The following is a 15,046-nucleotide window of genomic DNA, read 5'->3' as shown; positions in this document are numbered from 1 at the left end:
CCTGCCCCGATCAACGCACCAGATGCAGGAACTGCATGTGCCGTTCGTACTGGTCGAGGATGTCGTTGATGATCTGTTCTTTCGTGTAACCGACCAGATCGTAGTCCTGACTGCCCTCGCTCAGATGCACTTCGGCGCGGTAGTAGCGGCGATTGTTGAGCTGCTTGGAGCCCATGCCACCACGGGCAAACGACGGCGTGAAGTAGCCGCGCATCTGCACCTGGTAGATGAACGGATGCTGCTCGCCGTGACCGATTTCCAGGCTGACGCTGTCGTGCGCCGGATCCGGTTGGGTGATCACGTTCAGGCCTTTCTCGGCGAATACGGCCGTTACTTCTTCGATGGCCGGTTTCACCGTGGTGTCCATAAAGCGGTACACCTCGTCGCGCGACGGGAAGTGCACGGCCTGGCTCAGACGCTGGCGCCAGCCGCCCTTGCCACGCCGTGAACCGGACACCGGTGCCAGCGAATGCAGTTGCGCGATCTGCTTCTGCGACTCCAGATAGAACGCCTTGTGCAGGCCCCACATCATCAGCAGCAGAATCATCGAGAACGGCAGCGAGGTCAGCACCACCGCCGACTTCAGTGCATCGATGCTGCCGGAGAACAGCAGTGCACTGGTCACCAGCGCGGTCATCGCACCCCAGAACACCCGCAGCCATTTCGGCCCGTCTTCATCCGGATTGCCGCCCTTGGCCGACAGGGTCGAGAGCACCACGGTGCCGGAGTCGGCGGAGGTGACGAAGAACACGAAGCTGATGAACACCGTCACCGCGATGACGGTCTTGCTCCACGGATAGGTTTCCAGCAGCAGGTAAAGGGTCATCGACGGGTTGTCGAGGGCCGACATGCCCAACGCCGACATACCGTGATTGAGCACCTGGTCGATGGCGCTGTTACCGAAGATCGACATCCACGCCAGGGTGAAACCGAGCGGAATCAGCAGCACGCCGAAGACGAATTCGCGGATGGTCCGGCCTCGGGAAATCCGTGCGATGAACAGGCCCACGAACGGCGACCATGCGATCCACCAGGCCCAGTAGAAGACTGTCCAGCCGCCGAGCCAGTCGCTCGGTTTGTCGTAGGCGTAGAGGTCGAAACTCTTCATCGGCAACGCGCCGAGGTAGTCGCCGAGGTTCTGGATCAGGGTGTTGAGCAAATGCTGGGTGGGGCCGGCGAACAACACGAACAGCAGTAGCGCACAGGCCAGCAGCATGTTGATGTCGGACATGACTCGCACACCCTTATCCACACCGGAGACGGCGACGATGATCGCCGCGCCCATCATCAGCGTGATCAGGCCGACCTGAATCCACTGGGTGTGGGCGATGCCGAACAGGTAGTCCAGACCGGAGTTGAGGTGCAGCACGCCGAAGCCCATGTCCGCACCGAGGCCGAACACCGTGGCGATGATGCCGAAGCCGTCCACCGCGTAGCCGATGGGGCCGTTGATACGCTTGCCGATCAGCGGGTACAGCGCCGAACGCAGGGCCAGCGGCAGGTTATGCCGGTAGGCGAAATACGCCAGCGCCATGCCGACGAAAGCGAACACGCCCCAGCCGTGCAGGCCCCAGTGCAGAAACAGTATCTGCATCGCCTGACGCGCCGAATCCGCCGTGCCGGCCTCGCCTTGCGGCGGCTGGATCATGTGGGTCAGCGGCTCGGACACACAGAAGAAAAACAGCGTGATGCTGATCCCGGCGGCGAACAGCATGCCGGCCCAGGACAGGTAACTGAATTCGGGTTCGTCGTGGTCGGCACCGAGTTTGATCTTGCCGTAGCCCGACAATGCGGTCACCACCACGAAAATCAGATACAGGGTCATCGCGAGCATGTAGTACCAGCCGACCGTGTTGGCCGCCCAGTTTTGTGCTTCGAGAAGCCAGGCGCCGGCCTGTTCCGGCATGGCGATGACCGTCAGGCCGAACAGCAGGATCACCGTCGCGGCGAACCAGAACACCGGCGGATTCATCCGTACCAGACCGCTGGCGGGGGTAGACGATGCACTCATGAACGGTGCACCTCAAGGGGGTGGAAAATGGCTGAAATGATCAGACTCAGCAAAGGCAAGCCTCCTGTTGTGAGCGGGCAGCGAACCGCCGGTTTAACTTGAATGAACGTTCAAGTTAAACATGGATAGCACGCTCAGGACTAATCGCAGGGCTCAGCGGTAACTTTCGTACGCTAGCTCAAGGTTCGGTATGACGCGGGGTTGGGAGGATTCGTTCAGTTTTCAGTTTTGTGTGAACGCCCATCGCGAGCAGGCTCGCTCCCACAGTGAACCGCGTTCCAAATGTGGGAGCGAGCCTGCTCGCGATGGGGCCGGATCAGTCAGAAAGAGATCTGAAGATCTACTTCTGCGTCCCGTCATCATGCTGCAGGTTGGCCTGGGTCAGGTTGCACCCGGCCGGTACGCTGCGGGTCAACCACACGTTGCCGCCGATGGTCGAGCCCTTGCCGATGGTGATCCGTCCGAGGATCGTCGCCCCGGCATAAATCACTACGTCGTCCTCGACGATCGGATGGCGTGGATGGCCCTTCTGCAACTGCCCGTCCTCATCCGCCGGGAAGCGTTTGGCGCCCAATGTCACCGCCTGATAGATCCTGACGCGCTCGCCGATGATCGCGGTCTCGCCGATCACCACGCCGGTCCCGTGGTCGATGAAGAAACTGCGGCCAATCTGCGCGCCCGGGTGAATATCGATGCCGGTCGCCGAGTGGGCGATTTCCGAGCTGATCCGCGCCAGCAGCGGCAGACCTGCGCGATACAAATGGTGCGCCAGACGATGGTGAATCACCGCCAGAATCCCCGGATAGCACAGCAGCACTTCGTCAACGCTGCGCGCCGCCGGATCGCCGTGATACGCCGCCAGCACATCGGTGTCGAGCAGGCTGCGCAGGCCCGGCAACGCGAGGGCGAAATCCTGGATGATCCTGATCGCCTGCGCCTCGACTTCAGTGTCAGCCTGAGCGCTGTGGCGGGCGACGTAACGCAGTTCGAGTCGTGCCTGGGCCAGCAACGCATTCAAGGCGACATCGAGGGTATGGCCGACGTAGAAATCCTCGCTCTCTTCACGCAGATCCACCGGCCCCAGTCGCATCGGAAACAGTGCGCCGCACAGCGCTTCCAGGATCTGCGCCATCGCATCACGGGACGGCAATTCGCGCCCGCCCTGCTCGCCGGAAGCACGGCCATTTTGTGCCCGCCACTGATCCCGCGCGGTACGCAGCTGGCTGACGATGGTCTGCAATTGCCAATGGCTGGAACGCTCGCTCACGGTAAAGACTCCTCACGGGCGGCCGGACTGTCTGGCCGCGTCAACGGCGACTACTTTACGGCAAGCCCACGGGCGCGAATTAAGAACCGATAGTGCTGGATTAAGCACATTTGGCTATAAGCGATTGACGGTTGCCCCGGTAAATCGGCGTGCCTATAGTCCTGACATCTCCTTGCATCAGTACGGAACCATGTCCACACAACCGATCAAACAACAGCTGGATCGCTTTAACCGTCTCGACCTGCTCGGCCAACCGACCCCACTGGAAAAACTCGAGCGCCTGTCCACCTGGCTCGGTCGCGATGTCTACATCAAACGCGATGACCTGACACCGCTGGCCATGGGCGGCAACAAGCTGCGCAAGCTCGAATACCTCGCCGCCGATGCCCTTGCCCAAGGCGCGGACACCCTGATCACCGCCGGCGCACTGCAATCGAACCACGTCCGCCAGACCGCCGCGCTGGCCGCGAAACTGGGCCTGGGCTGCGTGGCCCTGCTGGAAAATCCGCTGGGCACCGACGACAGCAACTACACCGGCAACGGCAACCGCCTGCTGCTGGACCTGTTCGATACCAAGGTCGAGCTGGTCGACAACCTCGACAACGCCGACGAACAACTGGCCGCCCTCGCCGTGCGCCTGCGCAGCAACGGCAAGAAGCCGTACCTGGTGCCGATCGGTGGCTCCAACGCCCTCGGCGCGCTGGGTTATGTGCGTGCCGGTCTGGAGCTGGCGGAGCAGATCAAGGACACCGGCCTGCAATTTTCCGCCGTCGTTTTGGCCTCGGGCAGCGCCGGCACTCACAGCGGTCTGGCGCTGGCCTTGAGCGAAGCGCTGCCGCAACTGCCGGTGATCGGCGTGACGGTTTCGCGCAGCGAAGAAGACCAGCGCCCGAAAGTCCAGGGCCTGGCCGAACGCACCGCCGACCTGCTGGGTGTAGCGCTGCCGGACAGCTTCAAGGTCGAGTTGTGGGACGAATACTTCGGCCCGCGCTATGGCGAGCCAAACGCCGGGACGCTGTCGGCAGTGAAACTGCTGGCCAGCCAGGACGCCGTGCTGCTCGATCCGGTCTACACCGGCAAGGCCATGGCCGGGCTGCTCGACGGCATCGGTCGCGGGCGTTTCGACGACGGCCCGATCATCTTCCTGCACACCGGCGGCGCCCCGGCGTTGTTTGCGTACAAAGACTTTCTGTAGGTCGACGCGCGTGGTGCAGCGCTCGTTCCCACGCTCTGCGTAGGAATGCAGCCCGGGACGCGTCGCGTCCCTTTCCGCCCGTTGAAGCGATCCCACGCAGCGTACAGGATCAATCGGAATACGAAAAACACATATTCCACAGATGAATAACAAACGGAAAATTCATTATTTTCCATTCTAAAAGAATCGTCATATAGTCTCGCCGCAGGCGAATTTCGCGAGAGACGCATAAGCTGCTTTAAGGCAGGATAGCGCTGTCGTCCAATTCCCGGATTCGCCAACTTTCCTTAAGCGTCTTCCATAAGAAAACACAGGGGCTTGTCATGATTCTTTCCGCACTACGTCGAAATCTGCTGGTAGGTTCGCTGGGCCTGGCACTGAGCGCCGGTCTGCTGGGGCAGGCGGTTGCCGGTGAGCAACTGCAACAGATCAAGGACAAAGGCGTTATCAACGTCGGCCTGGAAGGCACTTACCCACCGTTCAGTTTCGTCGATGCCGACGGCAAACTGTCGGGTTTCGAAGTCGAGCTGTCCGAAGCCCTGGCCAAGAAACTGGGCGTGAAGGCCAAGATTCAGCCGACCAAATGGGACGGCATTCTCGCGGCACTGGAATCCAAGCGTCTGGACGTCGTGGTCAATCAGGTGACCATCTCCGAAGAGCGCAAGAAGAAGTATGACTTCTCCGAGCCGTACACCGTTTCCGGGATTCAGGCGCTGGTATTGAAAGACAAGGCAGCCGCGCTGAACATCAAATCCGCCGCTGACCTGTCCGGCAAGAAAGTCGGCGTGGGCCTGGGCACCAACTACGAACAATGGGTCCGCGCCAACGTGCCGGGTGCCGACGTTCGCACCTACGACGATGATCCGACCAAGTTTGCCGACCTGAACAACGGCCGTACCGACGCGATCCTGATCGACCGTCTGGCGGCGCTGGAATACGCCAAGAAAGCGCCGAAAACCGTCGCTGCCGGTGAAGCCTTCTCGCGTCAGGAAGCCGGTGTAGCCCTGCGCAAAGGCGAGCCTGAACTGCTGGCCGCCGTGAACAAGGCCCTCGACGAACTGCGTGCCGACGGCACCCTTGAGAAGCTGTCCACGAAATACTTCAACGCTGACGTCACCAAATAATGGAAGAAGCTTTCCAACTCGCACTGGACTCCGCGCCCTTCCTGTTGAAGGGCGCGTACTACACGGTAATCCTCAGCCTCGGCGGCATGTTTTTCGGCCTGCTGCTGGGCTTTGGCCTGGCGTTGATGCGTCTGTCGCGCTTCAAGTCGGTCAGCTGGCTGGCCCGCATCTACGTGTCGTTCTTTCGCGGCACGCCGTTGCTGGTGCAACTGTTTGTGATCTATTACGGCTTGCCGCAATTGGGCATGGAACTCGACCCGCTGCCGGCGGCGCTGATCGGCTTCTCGCTGAACATGGCCGCCTACGCCTGCGAAATCCTGCGCGCCGCGATCGGTTCGATCGAACGCGGCCAGTGGGAAGCCGCTGCGAGCATTGGCATGACCCGCGCGCAGACCCTGCGCCGGGCCATCCTGCCGCAGGCGATGCGCACAGCCTTGCCGCCACTGGGCAACAGCTTCATTTCGCTGGTCAAGGACACCGCCCTGGCCGCCACCATTCAGGTGCCGGAGCTGTTCCGTCAGGCACAGCTGATTACCGCCCGGACTTTCGAAGTCTTCACCATGTATCTTGCCGCCGCGCTGATCTACTGGATTCTGGCCACGGTGCTGTCGCACTTCCAGAACAAGTTGGAAGAGCGGGTCAATCGGCACGACCAGGAGTCCTGACCCCATGATTGTCGTGGAAAAACTGACAAAGCAGTTCAAGGGTCAAGTCGTGCTCAACGGCATTGATCTGGAGGTGAAGGAAGGCGAGGTCGTGGCAATCATCGGCCCCAGCGGCTCGGGCAAGACCACGTTCCTGCGCTGCCTGAACTTCCTCGAGCAACCCACCAGCGGCCGGATCAAGGTCGGCGATATCGAAATCGATACCAGCCGCCCGCTGAACCAGCAGCAGAGCCTGGTGCGCAACCTGCGCCAGCATGTGGGCTTCGTGTTTCAGAACTTCAACCTGTTCCCCCACCGCACCGCCCTGGAAAACGTCATCGAAGGCCCGATCGTGGTCAAGAAGACGCCCCGCGATGCAGCCGTTGCCCTGGGCAAGAAGCTGCTGGCCAAGGTCGGCCTGGCGGGCAAGGAAGACGCCTACCCACGGCGCCTGTCCGGTGGCCAGCAACAGCGCGTGGCAATTGCCCGGGCGCTGGCGATGGAGCCGGAAGTGATTCTGTTCGACGAGCCGACCTCGGCCCTCGATCCGGAACTGGTGGGTGAAGTGCTGGCGACCATCCGCGGCCTCGCCGAGGAGAAACGCACCATGGTGATCGTCACCCACGAAATGGCGTTCGCCCGTGACGTGGCCAACCGCGTGGTGTTTTTCGACAAGGGCGTGATCGTCGAACAAGGTGAAGCGAAAGCGTTGTTTGCCAATCCGAAAGAAGAACGCACTCGACAGTTTCTCAGCAAGTTCAGAAACAACGGCTGACCTGCAAACTTCCCCGAATAGAAACTTCCATGGATGGAAGTTTTACTTACACCCTCCCCACCAAAAACTTAATCAATCGATTGCAGTGCATATATATGTCCTGCAACAGAATCGACATGATTAAAGTGCGCCCCATCGAATCTCCAGCTGCACGATCAAATAGACGTCAAAACGAGCAAAGCCCGGCAGATCCCGTGGCTCAATTCGCCGCTCCAGATAGGTAGAGTGCCTTATCGATGTAGGAGCTTTCTGATAAATCCGTAATTCTGCAATTAACTAATCGCATCCATTGACATGTCTTCCGGCGAACTTTTATCTAGTCACTCGCCGCACCCAACTACATCACCAATTCCATATAACGAATGGCAGAAAGGCCCTGTTTTACGACCAGGCAATTCTGGCCATTTGAACTTTCAGAAACGGATTTCGCTGCAAGGCTTCAAGGAGAGGATTTCATGACCCGAACTTCGCACATCCCCGAACTGGCCGCGCCGAGCCTGGCGCCATCCCAAAACCACGGCATCAACCTCGCAGCAGCGGCTCATCTGCTGGTCGATGTGCCGCCCTACCCGGACATGGACACCGGCGATCTGATCGAACTGTTCTGGGACAACTGCTACGTCGCCTCTCACGTGCTGACAGCACAGGACGTCGCAACCCCAGTCAGCCTGCGAGTGCCGGAAAGCTTCATCGCCAGCGGCTCGTCACGCATCCACTATCGGGTCATGCGGGTGGGTCACGGACCATCGCTGTCGGCAGCGGCGCGAATCACGGTCAAACTCGACTGCCCAGGTAGACAGCCTCCAGCGCTGTGTGGCGACGAAAATCAGCAACTCGCCCCCGTGACCCTGCCCGACACCATTCGCCGTCAAGGCGTCAACGCGAGCCAGATCAAACGCGGCGTACCGCTGACCATCGAGCCCTATCTGAACATGGCCGAAGGCGACGCCATCACCCTGCGCTGGGGCGACGTACGGATGGATCTGGCGCGCATCACCCCGGTCGATATCGGCAAGCCGATTCAGGTCTGGGTGCCACCGGCGATCATCACCGAGGCCGGCGAGGACCTGCGGCTGGACGTGACCTATTGCATTCTCGACCGGGTCGGCAACAACTCGCGCTGGGCACCGCCGCGAACGCTGAAGATCGGTTGCGTGAATCCCTATCTCAAGGTGCCGCTCAAAGAAACGCTGAAGGCAGCGGAGCCGCAAAAAAAATGAGCATCGATGGTCGGCGAGGGACGACTTCCTTCGCCGCCGCACGCTTAACCAACCGGACCACGCCCCCCTTCTATACATATTCCTAAAAGTTAGTTTATTTAAATTTTATACGCGCTTAGGGTATATAAACCGGACCACCGGACATTCTTTCGTTCGCCGCACTTTTGCGGCGTTTTTCATGAGATGTGAGGTAGGTAACATGGTCCGGAACACAATCACCCCAGTGCAATTCGCCAGGGCATTGCGTGCAGCCAAGGAGCGGCACTGATGTCCAGTCTGGCAGACGCAAACGTCCAGAGTAACCTGGACATCGCCCCGTTGTTGTTGCCCGCGCAAGTGCTGCGCAACGACACTCAAGCCATCAAGGCCGCCCATGAGCTGGCGCAGGTCGCCCGCGTGCAGGCCGCCAAACGCGATCGCCAGCGCAAGCTGCCGTGGTCGGAAATCGAACAGTTCACCCGCAGCGGCCTCGGCAGCATTGCCATCCCGCGCGAGTACGGCGGCCCGCAGGTTTCCTTTGTAACCCTGGCCGAGGTGTTCGCGATCATTTCCGCAGCCGACCCGGCGTTGGGACAGATCCCGCAGAACCAGTTCGGCATCATCAACCTGATCCTCGGCAGCGCGACCGAACAGCAGAAAAAACAGCTGTTGCAGAGCGTGCTCGAAGGCTGGCGCATCGGTAACGCCGGGCCTGAACGCGGTACCAAAGACACCCTGGAACTGAAAGCGCGCATCACCGCCGACGGCGATGACTACGTGATCAACGGCCAGAAGTTCTACTCCACCGGCGCCCTGTTCGCCCACTGGGTGGCGGTCAAGGCGCTGAATGATGACGGCAAGCAAGTCCTGGCTTTCGTTCGTCGCGGCACGCCAGGTCTGCGCATCGTCGATGATTGGTCGGGTTTCGGCCAGCGCACCACCGCCAGCGGCACGATCCTGTTGAACAACGTGCGGGTCGATGCCGGCCTCGTGGTGGACAACTGGAAGATCAACGAAAAGCCCAATACCCAGGGCGCGGTGTCGCAGCTGATTCAAGCGGCGATCGACGCCGGCATCGCCCGTGGCGCCATCGATGACGCCATCGAATTCGTCAAGACTCGCGCCCGGCCGTGGATCGACGCCAACGTCGAGCGGGCCAGCGATGACCTCTACGTGATCGCTGACATCGGCAAGCTGAAAATCGAACTGCACGCCGCCGAGGCGCTGTTGCGCAAGGCCGGGCAGGTGCTGGATCAGGTGCATGCCGCGCCACTCACCGCCGAATCCGCTGCCCGCGCTTCGATTGCCGTGGCCGAAGCCAAAGTGCTGACCACCGAGATCTCGCTGCTGGCCAGCGAAAAACTCTTCGAACTGGCTGGCAGCCGCGCCACCCTCGCCGAATTCAACCTCGACCGTCACTGGCGCAACGCCCGGGTGCACACCCTGCACGACCCGGTGCGCTGGAAGTACCACGCGGTCGGCGCCTATCGCCTCAACGGCAAGTTGCCGGCTCGCCATTCCTGGATCTGACGACCAGAACACTTTTGACCAGATCTCTGGAGAAACACATGACTCTTTCCCATCCCGTCGCGGTCATCACCAGCGACGAGCAAGCCCTGATCGTCGCCAGCGACCTGGCCGAAGATTTCCAGCGCGACAGCAACCTGCGCGACCGCGAACGCCGCCTGCCGCTGCCGGAACTCGACGTGTTTTCCCGCTCCGGCCTGTGGGGCATCAGCGTGCCCAAGGAGTACGGCGGCGCCGGCGTGTCCAACGTGACCCTGGCCAAAGTCATCGCCCTGATTGCCCGGGCCGATGGCTCGCTCGGGCAGATTCCACAGAATCATTTCTATGCCCTCGAAGTGCTGCGGGTGAACGGCAGCCACGAGCAGAAACAACGCCTGTACGCCGAAGTCCTCGCCGGCCAGCGCTTCGGCAATGCCCTGGCAGAGCTGGGCACCAAGACCGCCCATGACCGTGTCACCGGCCTGAAACGTGAAGGTAGTGGCTATCGCATCAACGGCCGCAAGTTCTACGCGACCGGTGCGATCTACGCCCAACGGATTCCAACGTCCGTGGTCGATGAAAACGGCGTGCAGCAACTGGCGTTCGTCCCGCGCGACAGCAAGGGCCTGACCGTGATCGACGACTGGAGCGGCTTCGGCCAGCGCACCACCGGCAGCGGTTCGGTGGTGTTCGAAGACGTGTACGTCTCTGCCGAAAATGTCATCCCGTTCCAGAGTGCTTTCGAACGCCCGACCCCGGTAGGCCCGCTGGCGCAGATCCTTCACGCCGCCATCGACACCGGCATCGCCCGCGCCGCCTACGAAGATGCGCTGCACTTCGTACGCAGCAAAACCCGGCCATGGATCGATTCGGGCAACGACAAAGCCACCGAAGACCCGCTGACCCTCAAGAGTTTCGGCCACCTGAGCATCCGCCTGCATGCCACCGAAGCCCTGCTCGAACGCGCCGGCGAATTCCTCGACGCGGCCCAGGCCGAGACCAATGCCGAGACGGTTGCGGCGGCGTCGATTGCCGTCGCCGAAGCACGGGCGATCAGCACCGAAATCTCCCTGGCCGCCGGCAGCACCCTGTTCGAACTCGCCGGCAGCCAGGCCACCCTGATCGAGCACGGCCTCGACCGTCACTGGCGCAACGCCCGGGTGCACACCCTGCATGACCCGGTGCGCTGGAAGTATCACGCGGTGGGCAATTACTACCTCAACGATGAAAACCCTCCGCTGCGAGGGACCATCTGATGAGCAAGAAAAAGATCCTGCTCAATGCGTTCAACATGAACTGCATCGGCCACATCAACCACGGGCTGTGGACGCATCCTCGCGACACCTCGACCCGGTACAAGACCATCGAGTACTGGACCGAACTGGCGCAACTGCTGGAGCGCGGGCTGTTCGACGGGCTGTTCATCGCTGACATCGTCGGCGTGTACGACGTCTATCAGAACTCGGTGGACGTCACCCTGAAAGAGTCGATCCAGTTGCCGGTCAACGATCCACTATTGCTGGTATCGGCCATGTCCGCGGTGACCAAAAATCTCGGATTCGGCCTGACCGCCAACCTCACCTACGAGCCGCCGTATCTGTTCGCCCGGCGCATGTCGACCCTCGATCACCTGAGCGGTGGACGGGTGGGCTGGAACATCGTCACCGGTTATCTGGACAGCGCCGCCAAGGCCATGGGCCTCAGTGAACAGGTCGAGCACGACCGGCGTTACGACCAGGCCGACGAGTACCTCGAAGTGCTCTACAAACTCTGGGAAGGCAGCTGGGAAAACGGCGCGGTACTCAACGATCCGCAACAGCGGATCTACGCGCAGCCAGACAAGGTGCACAAGGTCGAACACAAGGGCGAGTTCTATCAGGTCGAGGGTTATCACCTGTGCGAGCCGTCGCCGCAGCGTACGCCGGTGCTGTTCCAGGCCGGCAGTTCGGATCGCGGACTGCTGTTCGCCGGGCGTCATGCCGAGTGCGTGTTCATCAGCGGCCAGAACAAGCCGTCGACCAAGGTGCAGGTGGACAAGGTCCGCGCCAGCGCCGTCGAAGCGGGTCGCAACCCCGAGGACATCAAGGTGTTCATGGGCCTGAACGTGATCGTCGGCGAGACCGAGGAAGCGGCCTGGGCCAAGCACGCCGAATACCTGAGCTACGCCAGCGCCGAAGCCGGCGTGGCGCATTTTTCGGCGTCCACCGGGATCGATTTTTCCCAGTACGAAATCGACGAACCGATCCAGTACGTGAAGAGCAACGCGATCCAGTCCGCCACCAAAAACCTGCAGAACAACGACTGGACCCGGCGCAAGCTGCTCGACCAGCACGCCCTCGGCGGGCGCTACATCACCGTGGTCGGCTCGCCGCAGCAAGTGGCAGATGAACTGGAATCGTGGATCGCTGAAACCGGCCTCGACGGCTTCAACCTGACCCGCATCGTCACCCCGGAAAGCTATGTGGATTTCATCGATCTGGTGATTCCCGAACTGCAACGGCGCGGCTCGTACAAGACCGCGTACGACACCGGCAGCCTGCGGGAAAAACTGTTTCAAGGCGAAGCGCATCTGCCGCAGCAACACACCGGCGCAGCGTTCCGCCGCTAAGAGCATCGCCAGCAGGCTGGCTCCCACAAGTTGGAATGCATTTCCCTGTGGGAGCCAGCCTGCTGGCGATGAGGCCCGACCAGACACTAAAAAATCAATGCACTGACTGGACAACTTCCATGACCAAGAAACGACTCTCCCACCCAGTCAAAGCACTGGCCCTGGCCTTCGGCCTGTTCAGCTCGGCGGTGTTCGCCGCCGATGCCCCGTTGAAAATCGGCACCACCGCCGCCTTCGCGATTCCGCTGGAAGCCGCCGTCGAAGAGGCCTCCAAACAAGGCTTGAAAGTCGAGCTGGTGGAATTCACCGACTGGATCGCACCGAACGTCAGCCTCGCCGCCGGTGACATCGACGTGAACTACTTCCAGCACATCCCGTTCCTGGAAAACGCCAAGGCGGCTTCCGGTTTCGACCTGGTGCCGTTCGCTCCAGGCATCATCAACAACGTCGGCCTGTACTCGAAGAAATACAAAAGCTTCGACGAGCTGCCGGAAGGCGCCAGCGTCGCCATCGCCAACGACCCGATCAACAGCGGACGCGGCCTGCAACTGCTGGCCAAGGCCGGTCTGATCACCCTGAAACCGGGCGTCGGCTACAAGGCCACCGAAGACGACATTGTCGCCAACCCGAAGAAGATCAAGATCCTGCAGGTCGAAGCCGTGCAACTGGTGCGCGCCTACGATGACGCCGATCTGGTCCAGGGCTATCCGGCCTACATCCGTCTGGCGAAGACTTTCGACGCTGGCTCCGCGCTGCTGTTCGACGGCCTCGATCACAAGGAATACGTGATCCAGTTCGTGATCCAGCCGAAGAGCAAAACCGACCCGCGCCTGATCAAGTTCGTCGACATCTACCAGCATTCGCCGGCCGTTCGCGCCGCACTGGATAAGGCCCACGGCAAGCTGTACCAGGCCGGTTGGGAAAGCTGAGGATGACGGCAGCCATTCAACGGCGACTGGATCTTCCAGAGCCACCCGCGCTTGCGCAACGCACCGAACTGCATCCCGAACTGAACCGCGCCCATGTGCGCTTCGTCGGGCTCGGCAAAACCTACGACGGCAAACAAGGCCCGGTCGCCGCCCTGCAAGGCATCGACCTGGCGATCCAGCGCGGTGAAGTGTTCGGCATCATCGGTCGCAGCGGCGCCGGCAAGTCGTCGCTGATCCGCACCATCAACCGCCTCGAACAACCGACTTCGGGCCGGGTGCTGATCGATCAGGTGGACATCGGCGAGTACGACGAGGATCGCCTCGTCGCCCTGCGCCGGCGGATCGGCATGATCTTCCAGCACTTCAATCTGATGTCGGCGAAAACGGTGTGGCAGAACGTCGAACTGCCGCTGAAAGTCGCCGGTGTCCCGAAAGAACAACGGGAGAAAAAGGTTCGCGAACTGCTGGAACTGGTGGGCCTGCAAGCCAAGCACAAGGCGTATCCGGCGCAGTTGTCCGGCGGGCAGAAACAGCGTGTCGGCATCGCCCGCGCGCTGGTGCACGACCCGGACATTTTGCTCTGCGACGAAGCCACTTCCGCTCTTGATCCGGAAACCACCCAGTCGATCCTCGGCCTGCTGCGCGAGATCAACAAACGCCTGGGCCTGACCATCGTGCTGATCACTCACGAGATGGCGGTGATCCGCGAAATCTGCGACCGCGTCGTCGTGCTGGAACATGGCCACATCGTCGAACAAGGCCCGGTGTGGGAAGTGTTCGGCAACCCGCAGCACGAGGTCAGCCAGACGTTGCTTGCACCGTTGCAGCACGCTTTGCCCGAAGAATTGCAGAGCCGTTTGCAGGCGCAGCCGTCGTCGTCCGATGCGTCAGTTGTGCTGCGTTTGCAGTTCACCGGCAGCCAGCAGGATGAACCGGATCTGGCCGCGCTGTTCGCCGCACTCGGTGGTCGGGTGAAATTGCTGCAGGGCGGCGTGGAACGGATCCAGGGCCACGCGCTCGGTCAATTACTGCTGGCGGTGGCGGGATCAAAGCTGAACGCCGAGCAATTGCGTGAGCGTGCCGGCCAGTGGGCACAACGCACGGAGGTGCTGGGCTATGTGGTTTGATCGATTGCTGCAGGGTTTTATCGATACGTTTCTGATGGTCGGCGTTTCGTCGCTGATCGCTCTGCTGGCAGGTATTCCGATGGCAGTGATTCTGGTCACCAGCGACAAGGGCGGAATCTACGAAGCGCCGGTGCTCAATCGCGCCTTGGGTGCATTCGTGAACCTGTTTCGCTCGATCCCGTTTCTGATCCTGATGGTCGCGCTGATTCCGTTCACCCGCCTGATCGTCGGCACCACCTACGGCGTGTGGGCGGCAGTCGTGCCGTTGACCATTGCGGCCACGCCGTTCTTTGCGCGGATCGCCGAAGTGAGCCTGCGTGAAGTCGACTACGGCCTGATCGAAGCCGCGCAGGCCATGGGCTGCCGGCGCTGGCACATCGTCTGGCATGTGCTGTTGCCCGAAGCGCTGCCGGGGATTGTCGGCGGTTTCACCATCACCCTGGTGACGATGATCAACTCCTCGGCCATGGCCGGCGCAATTGGCGCCGGCGGTCTGGGCGACATCGCTTATCGCTACGGCTATCAGCGCTTCGACAGCCAGATCATGCTGACTGTGATCGTGCTGCTGGTAGCGCTGGTGGCGGTGATTCAGCTGGGCGGCGATCGCCTGGCACGAGGGTTGAACAAGCGCTGAATGGCATGGCGTATAGTCGGCAGATTC

13 protein-coding genes are annotated in these 15,046 nt (G+C 61.3%); 11 read left to right on the top strand and 2 right to left on the bottom strand.

Annotation, left to right across the window (positions count from 1 at the left end):
* Positions 1-10: 10 nt before the first annotated feature.
* Positions 11-1,972: a choline transporter BetT gene (gene betT / locus N8H71_RS16740; RefSeq protein ID WP_262194916.1), complete on the bottom strand. Its 1,962-nt coding sequence runs from the start codon at positions 1,970-1,972 to the stop codon at positions 11-13.
* 379 nt (positions 1,973-2,351) lie between these two features.
* Positions 2,352-3,278: a serine O-acetyltransferase EpsC gene (epsC, locus tag N8H71_RS16735; RefSeq protein WP_007952730.1), complete on the bottom strand. Its 927-nt coding sequence runs from the start codon at positions 3,276-3,278 to the stop codon at positions 2,352-2,354.
* A gap of 190 nt (positions 3,279-3,468) precedes the next feature.
* Between epsC and N8H71_RS16730 the strand changes: the two genes are divergently transcribed.
* The 11 genes from N8H71_RS16730 to N8H71_RS16680 all read left to right on the top strand — a co-directional run bounded on the left by N8H71_RS16730 (position 3,469) and on the right by N8H71_RS16680 (position 15,019).
* Complete coding sequence (locus N8H71_RS16730) at positions 3,469-4,473, top strand: D-cysteine desulfhydrase (RefSeq protein ID WP_207984698.1); 1,005 nt, start codon at positions 3,469-3,471, stop codon at positions 4,471-4,473.
* Between the two features lie 323 nt (positions 4,474-4,796).
* On the top strand, positions 4,797-5,597 hold the full coding sequence (gene tcyJ, locus N8H71_RS16725) for a cystine ABC transporter substrate-binding protein (RefSeq protein ID WP_230734714.1): 801 nt from the start codon (positions 4,797-4,799) through the stop codon (positions 5,595-5,597).
* Complete coding sequence (gene tcyL, locus N8H71_RS16720; RefSeq protein ID WP_011331947.1) at positions 5,597-6,262, top strand: cystine ABC transporter permease; 666 nt, start codon at positions 5,597-5,599, stop codon at positions 6,260-6,262. The genes tcyJ and tcyL overlap by 1 nt, the downstream gene beginning before the upstream one ends.
* Positions 6,263-6,266: 4 nt before the next feature.
* Complete coding sequence (gene tcyN / locus N8H71_RS16715) at positions 6,267-7,016, top strand: L-cystine ABC transporter ATP-binding protein TcyN (RefSeq protein ID WP_262194838.1); 750 nt, start codon at positions 6,267-6,269, stop codon at positions 7,014-7,016.
* A gap of 455 nt (positions 7,017-7,471) precedes the next feature.
* Positions 7,472-8,236: a hypothetical protein gene (locus N8H71_RS16710; protein ID WP_262194837.1), complete on the top strand. Its 765-nt coding sequence runs from the start codon at positions 7,472-7,474 to the stop codon at positions 8,234-8,236.
* Between the two features lie 267 nt (positions 8,237-8,503).
* Positions 8,504-9,745, top strand: coding sequence for an SfnB family sulfur acquisition oxidoreductase (locus N8H71_RS16705; RefSeq protein WP_262194836.1), 1,242 nt, complete (start codon positions 8,504-8,506; stop codon positions 9,743-9,745).
* 38 nt (positions 9,746-9,783) lie between these two features.
* A complete protein-coding gene (locus tag N8H71_RS16700; protein ID WP_262194835.1) occupies positions 9,784-10,977 on the top strand; it encodes an SfnB family sulfur acquisition oxidoreductase in 1,194 nt (397 codons plus the stop codon).
* A complete protein-coding gene (locus tag N8H71_RS16695; RefSeq protein WP_262194834.1) occupies positions 10,977-12,329 on the top strand; it encodes an LLM class flavin-dependent oxidoreductase in 1,353 nt (450 codons plus the stop codon). Before N8H71_RS16700 ends, N8H71_RS16695 begins: the two co-directional genes overlap by 1 nt.
* A gap of 119 nt (positions 12,330-12,448) precedes the next feature.
* Positions 12,449-13,258 carry a MetQ/NlpA family ABC transporter substrate-binding protein gene (locus N8H71_RS16690; protein WP_085608597.1) on the top strand — a complete coding sequence of 270 codons (810 nt, stop codon included), beginning with the start codon at positions 12,449-12,451 and terminating at the stop codon, positions 13,256-13,258.
* 2 nt (positions 13,259-13,260) lie between these two features.
* Positions 13,261-14,385, top strand: a complete 1,125-nt coding sequence (locus tag N8H71_RS16685; protein WP_085684207.1) for a methionine ABC transporter ATP-binding protein — start codon at positions 13,261-13,263, stop codon at positions 14,383-14,385.
* Positions 14,375-15,019 (top strand): methionine ABC transporter permease, encoded by a 645-nt coding sequence (locus N8H71_RS16680; RefSeq protein ID WP_102718558.1) that lies wholly within the window; start codon positions 14,375-14,377, stop codon positions 15,017-15,019. Before N8H71_RS16685 ends, N8H71_RS16680 begins: the two co-directional genes overlap by 11 nt.
* Positions 15,020-15,046 lie beyond the last annotated feature (27 nt).

It is taken from the genome of Pseudomonas koreensis (genome assembly GCF_025447595.1).
Classification (GTDB): domain Bacteria; phylum Pseudomonadota; class Gammaproteobacteria; order Pseudomonadales; family Pseudomonadaceae; genus Aquipseudomonas; species Aquipseudomonas koreensis_H.
Note: the sequence above shows the minus strand (reverse complement) of the source record. Positions and strands in the feature narration are given on the sequence as shown.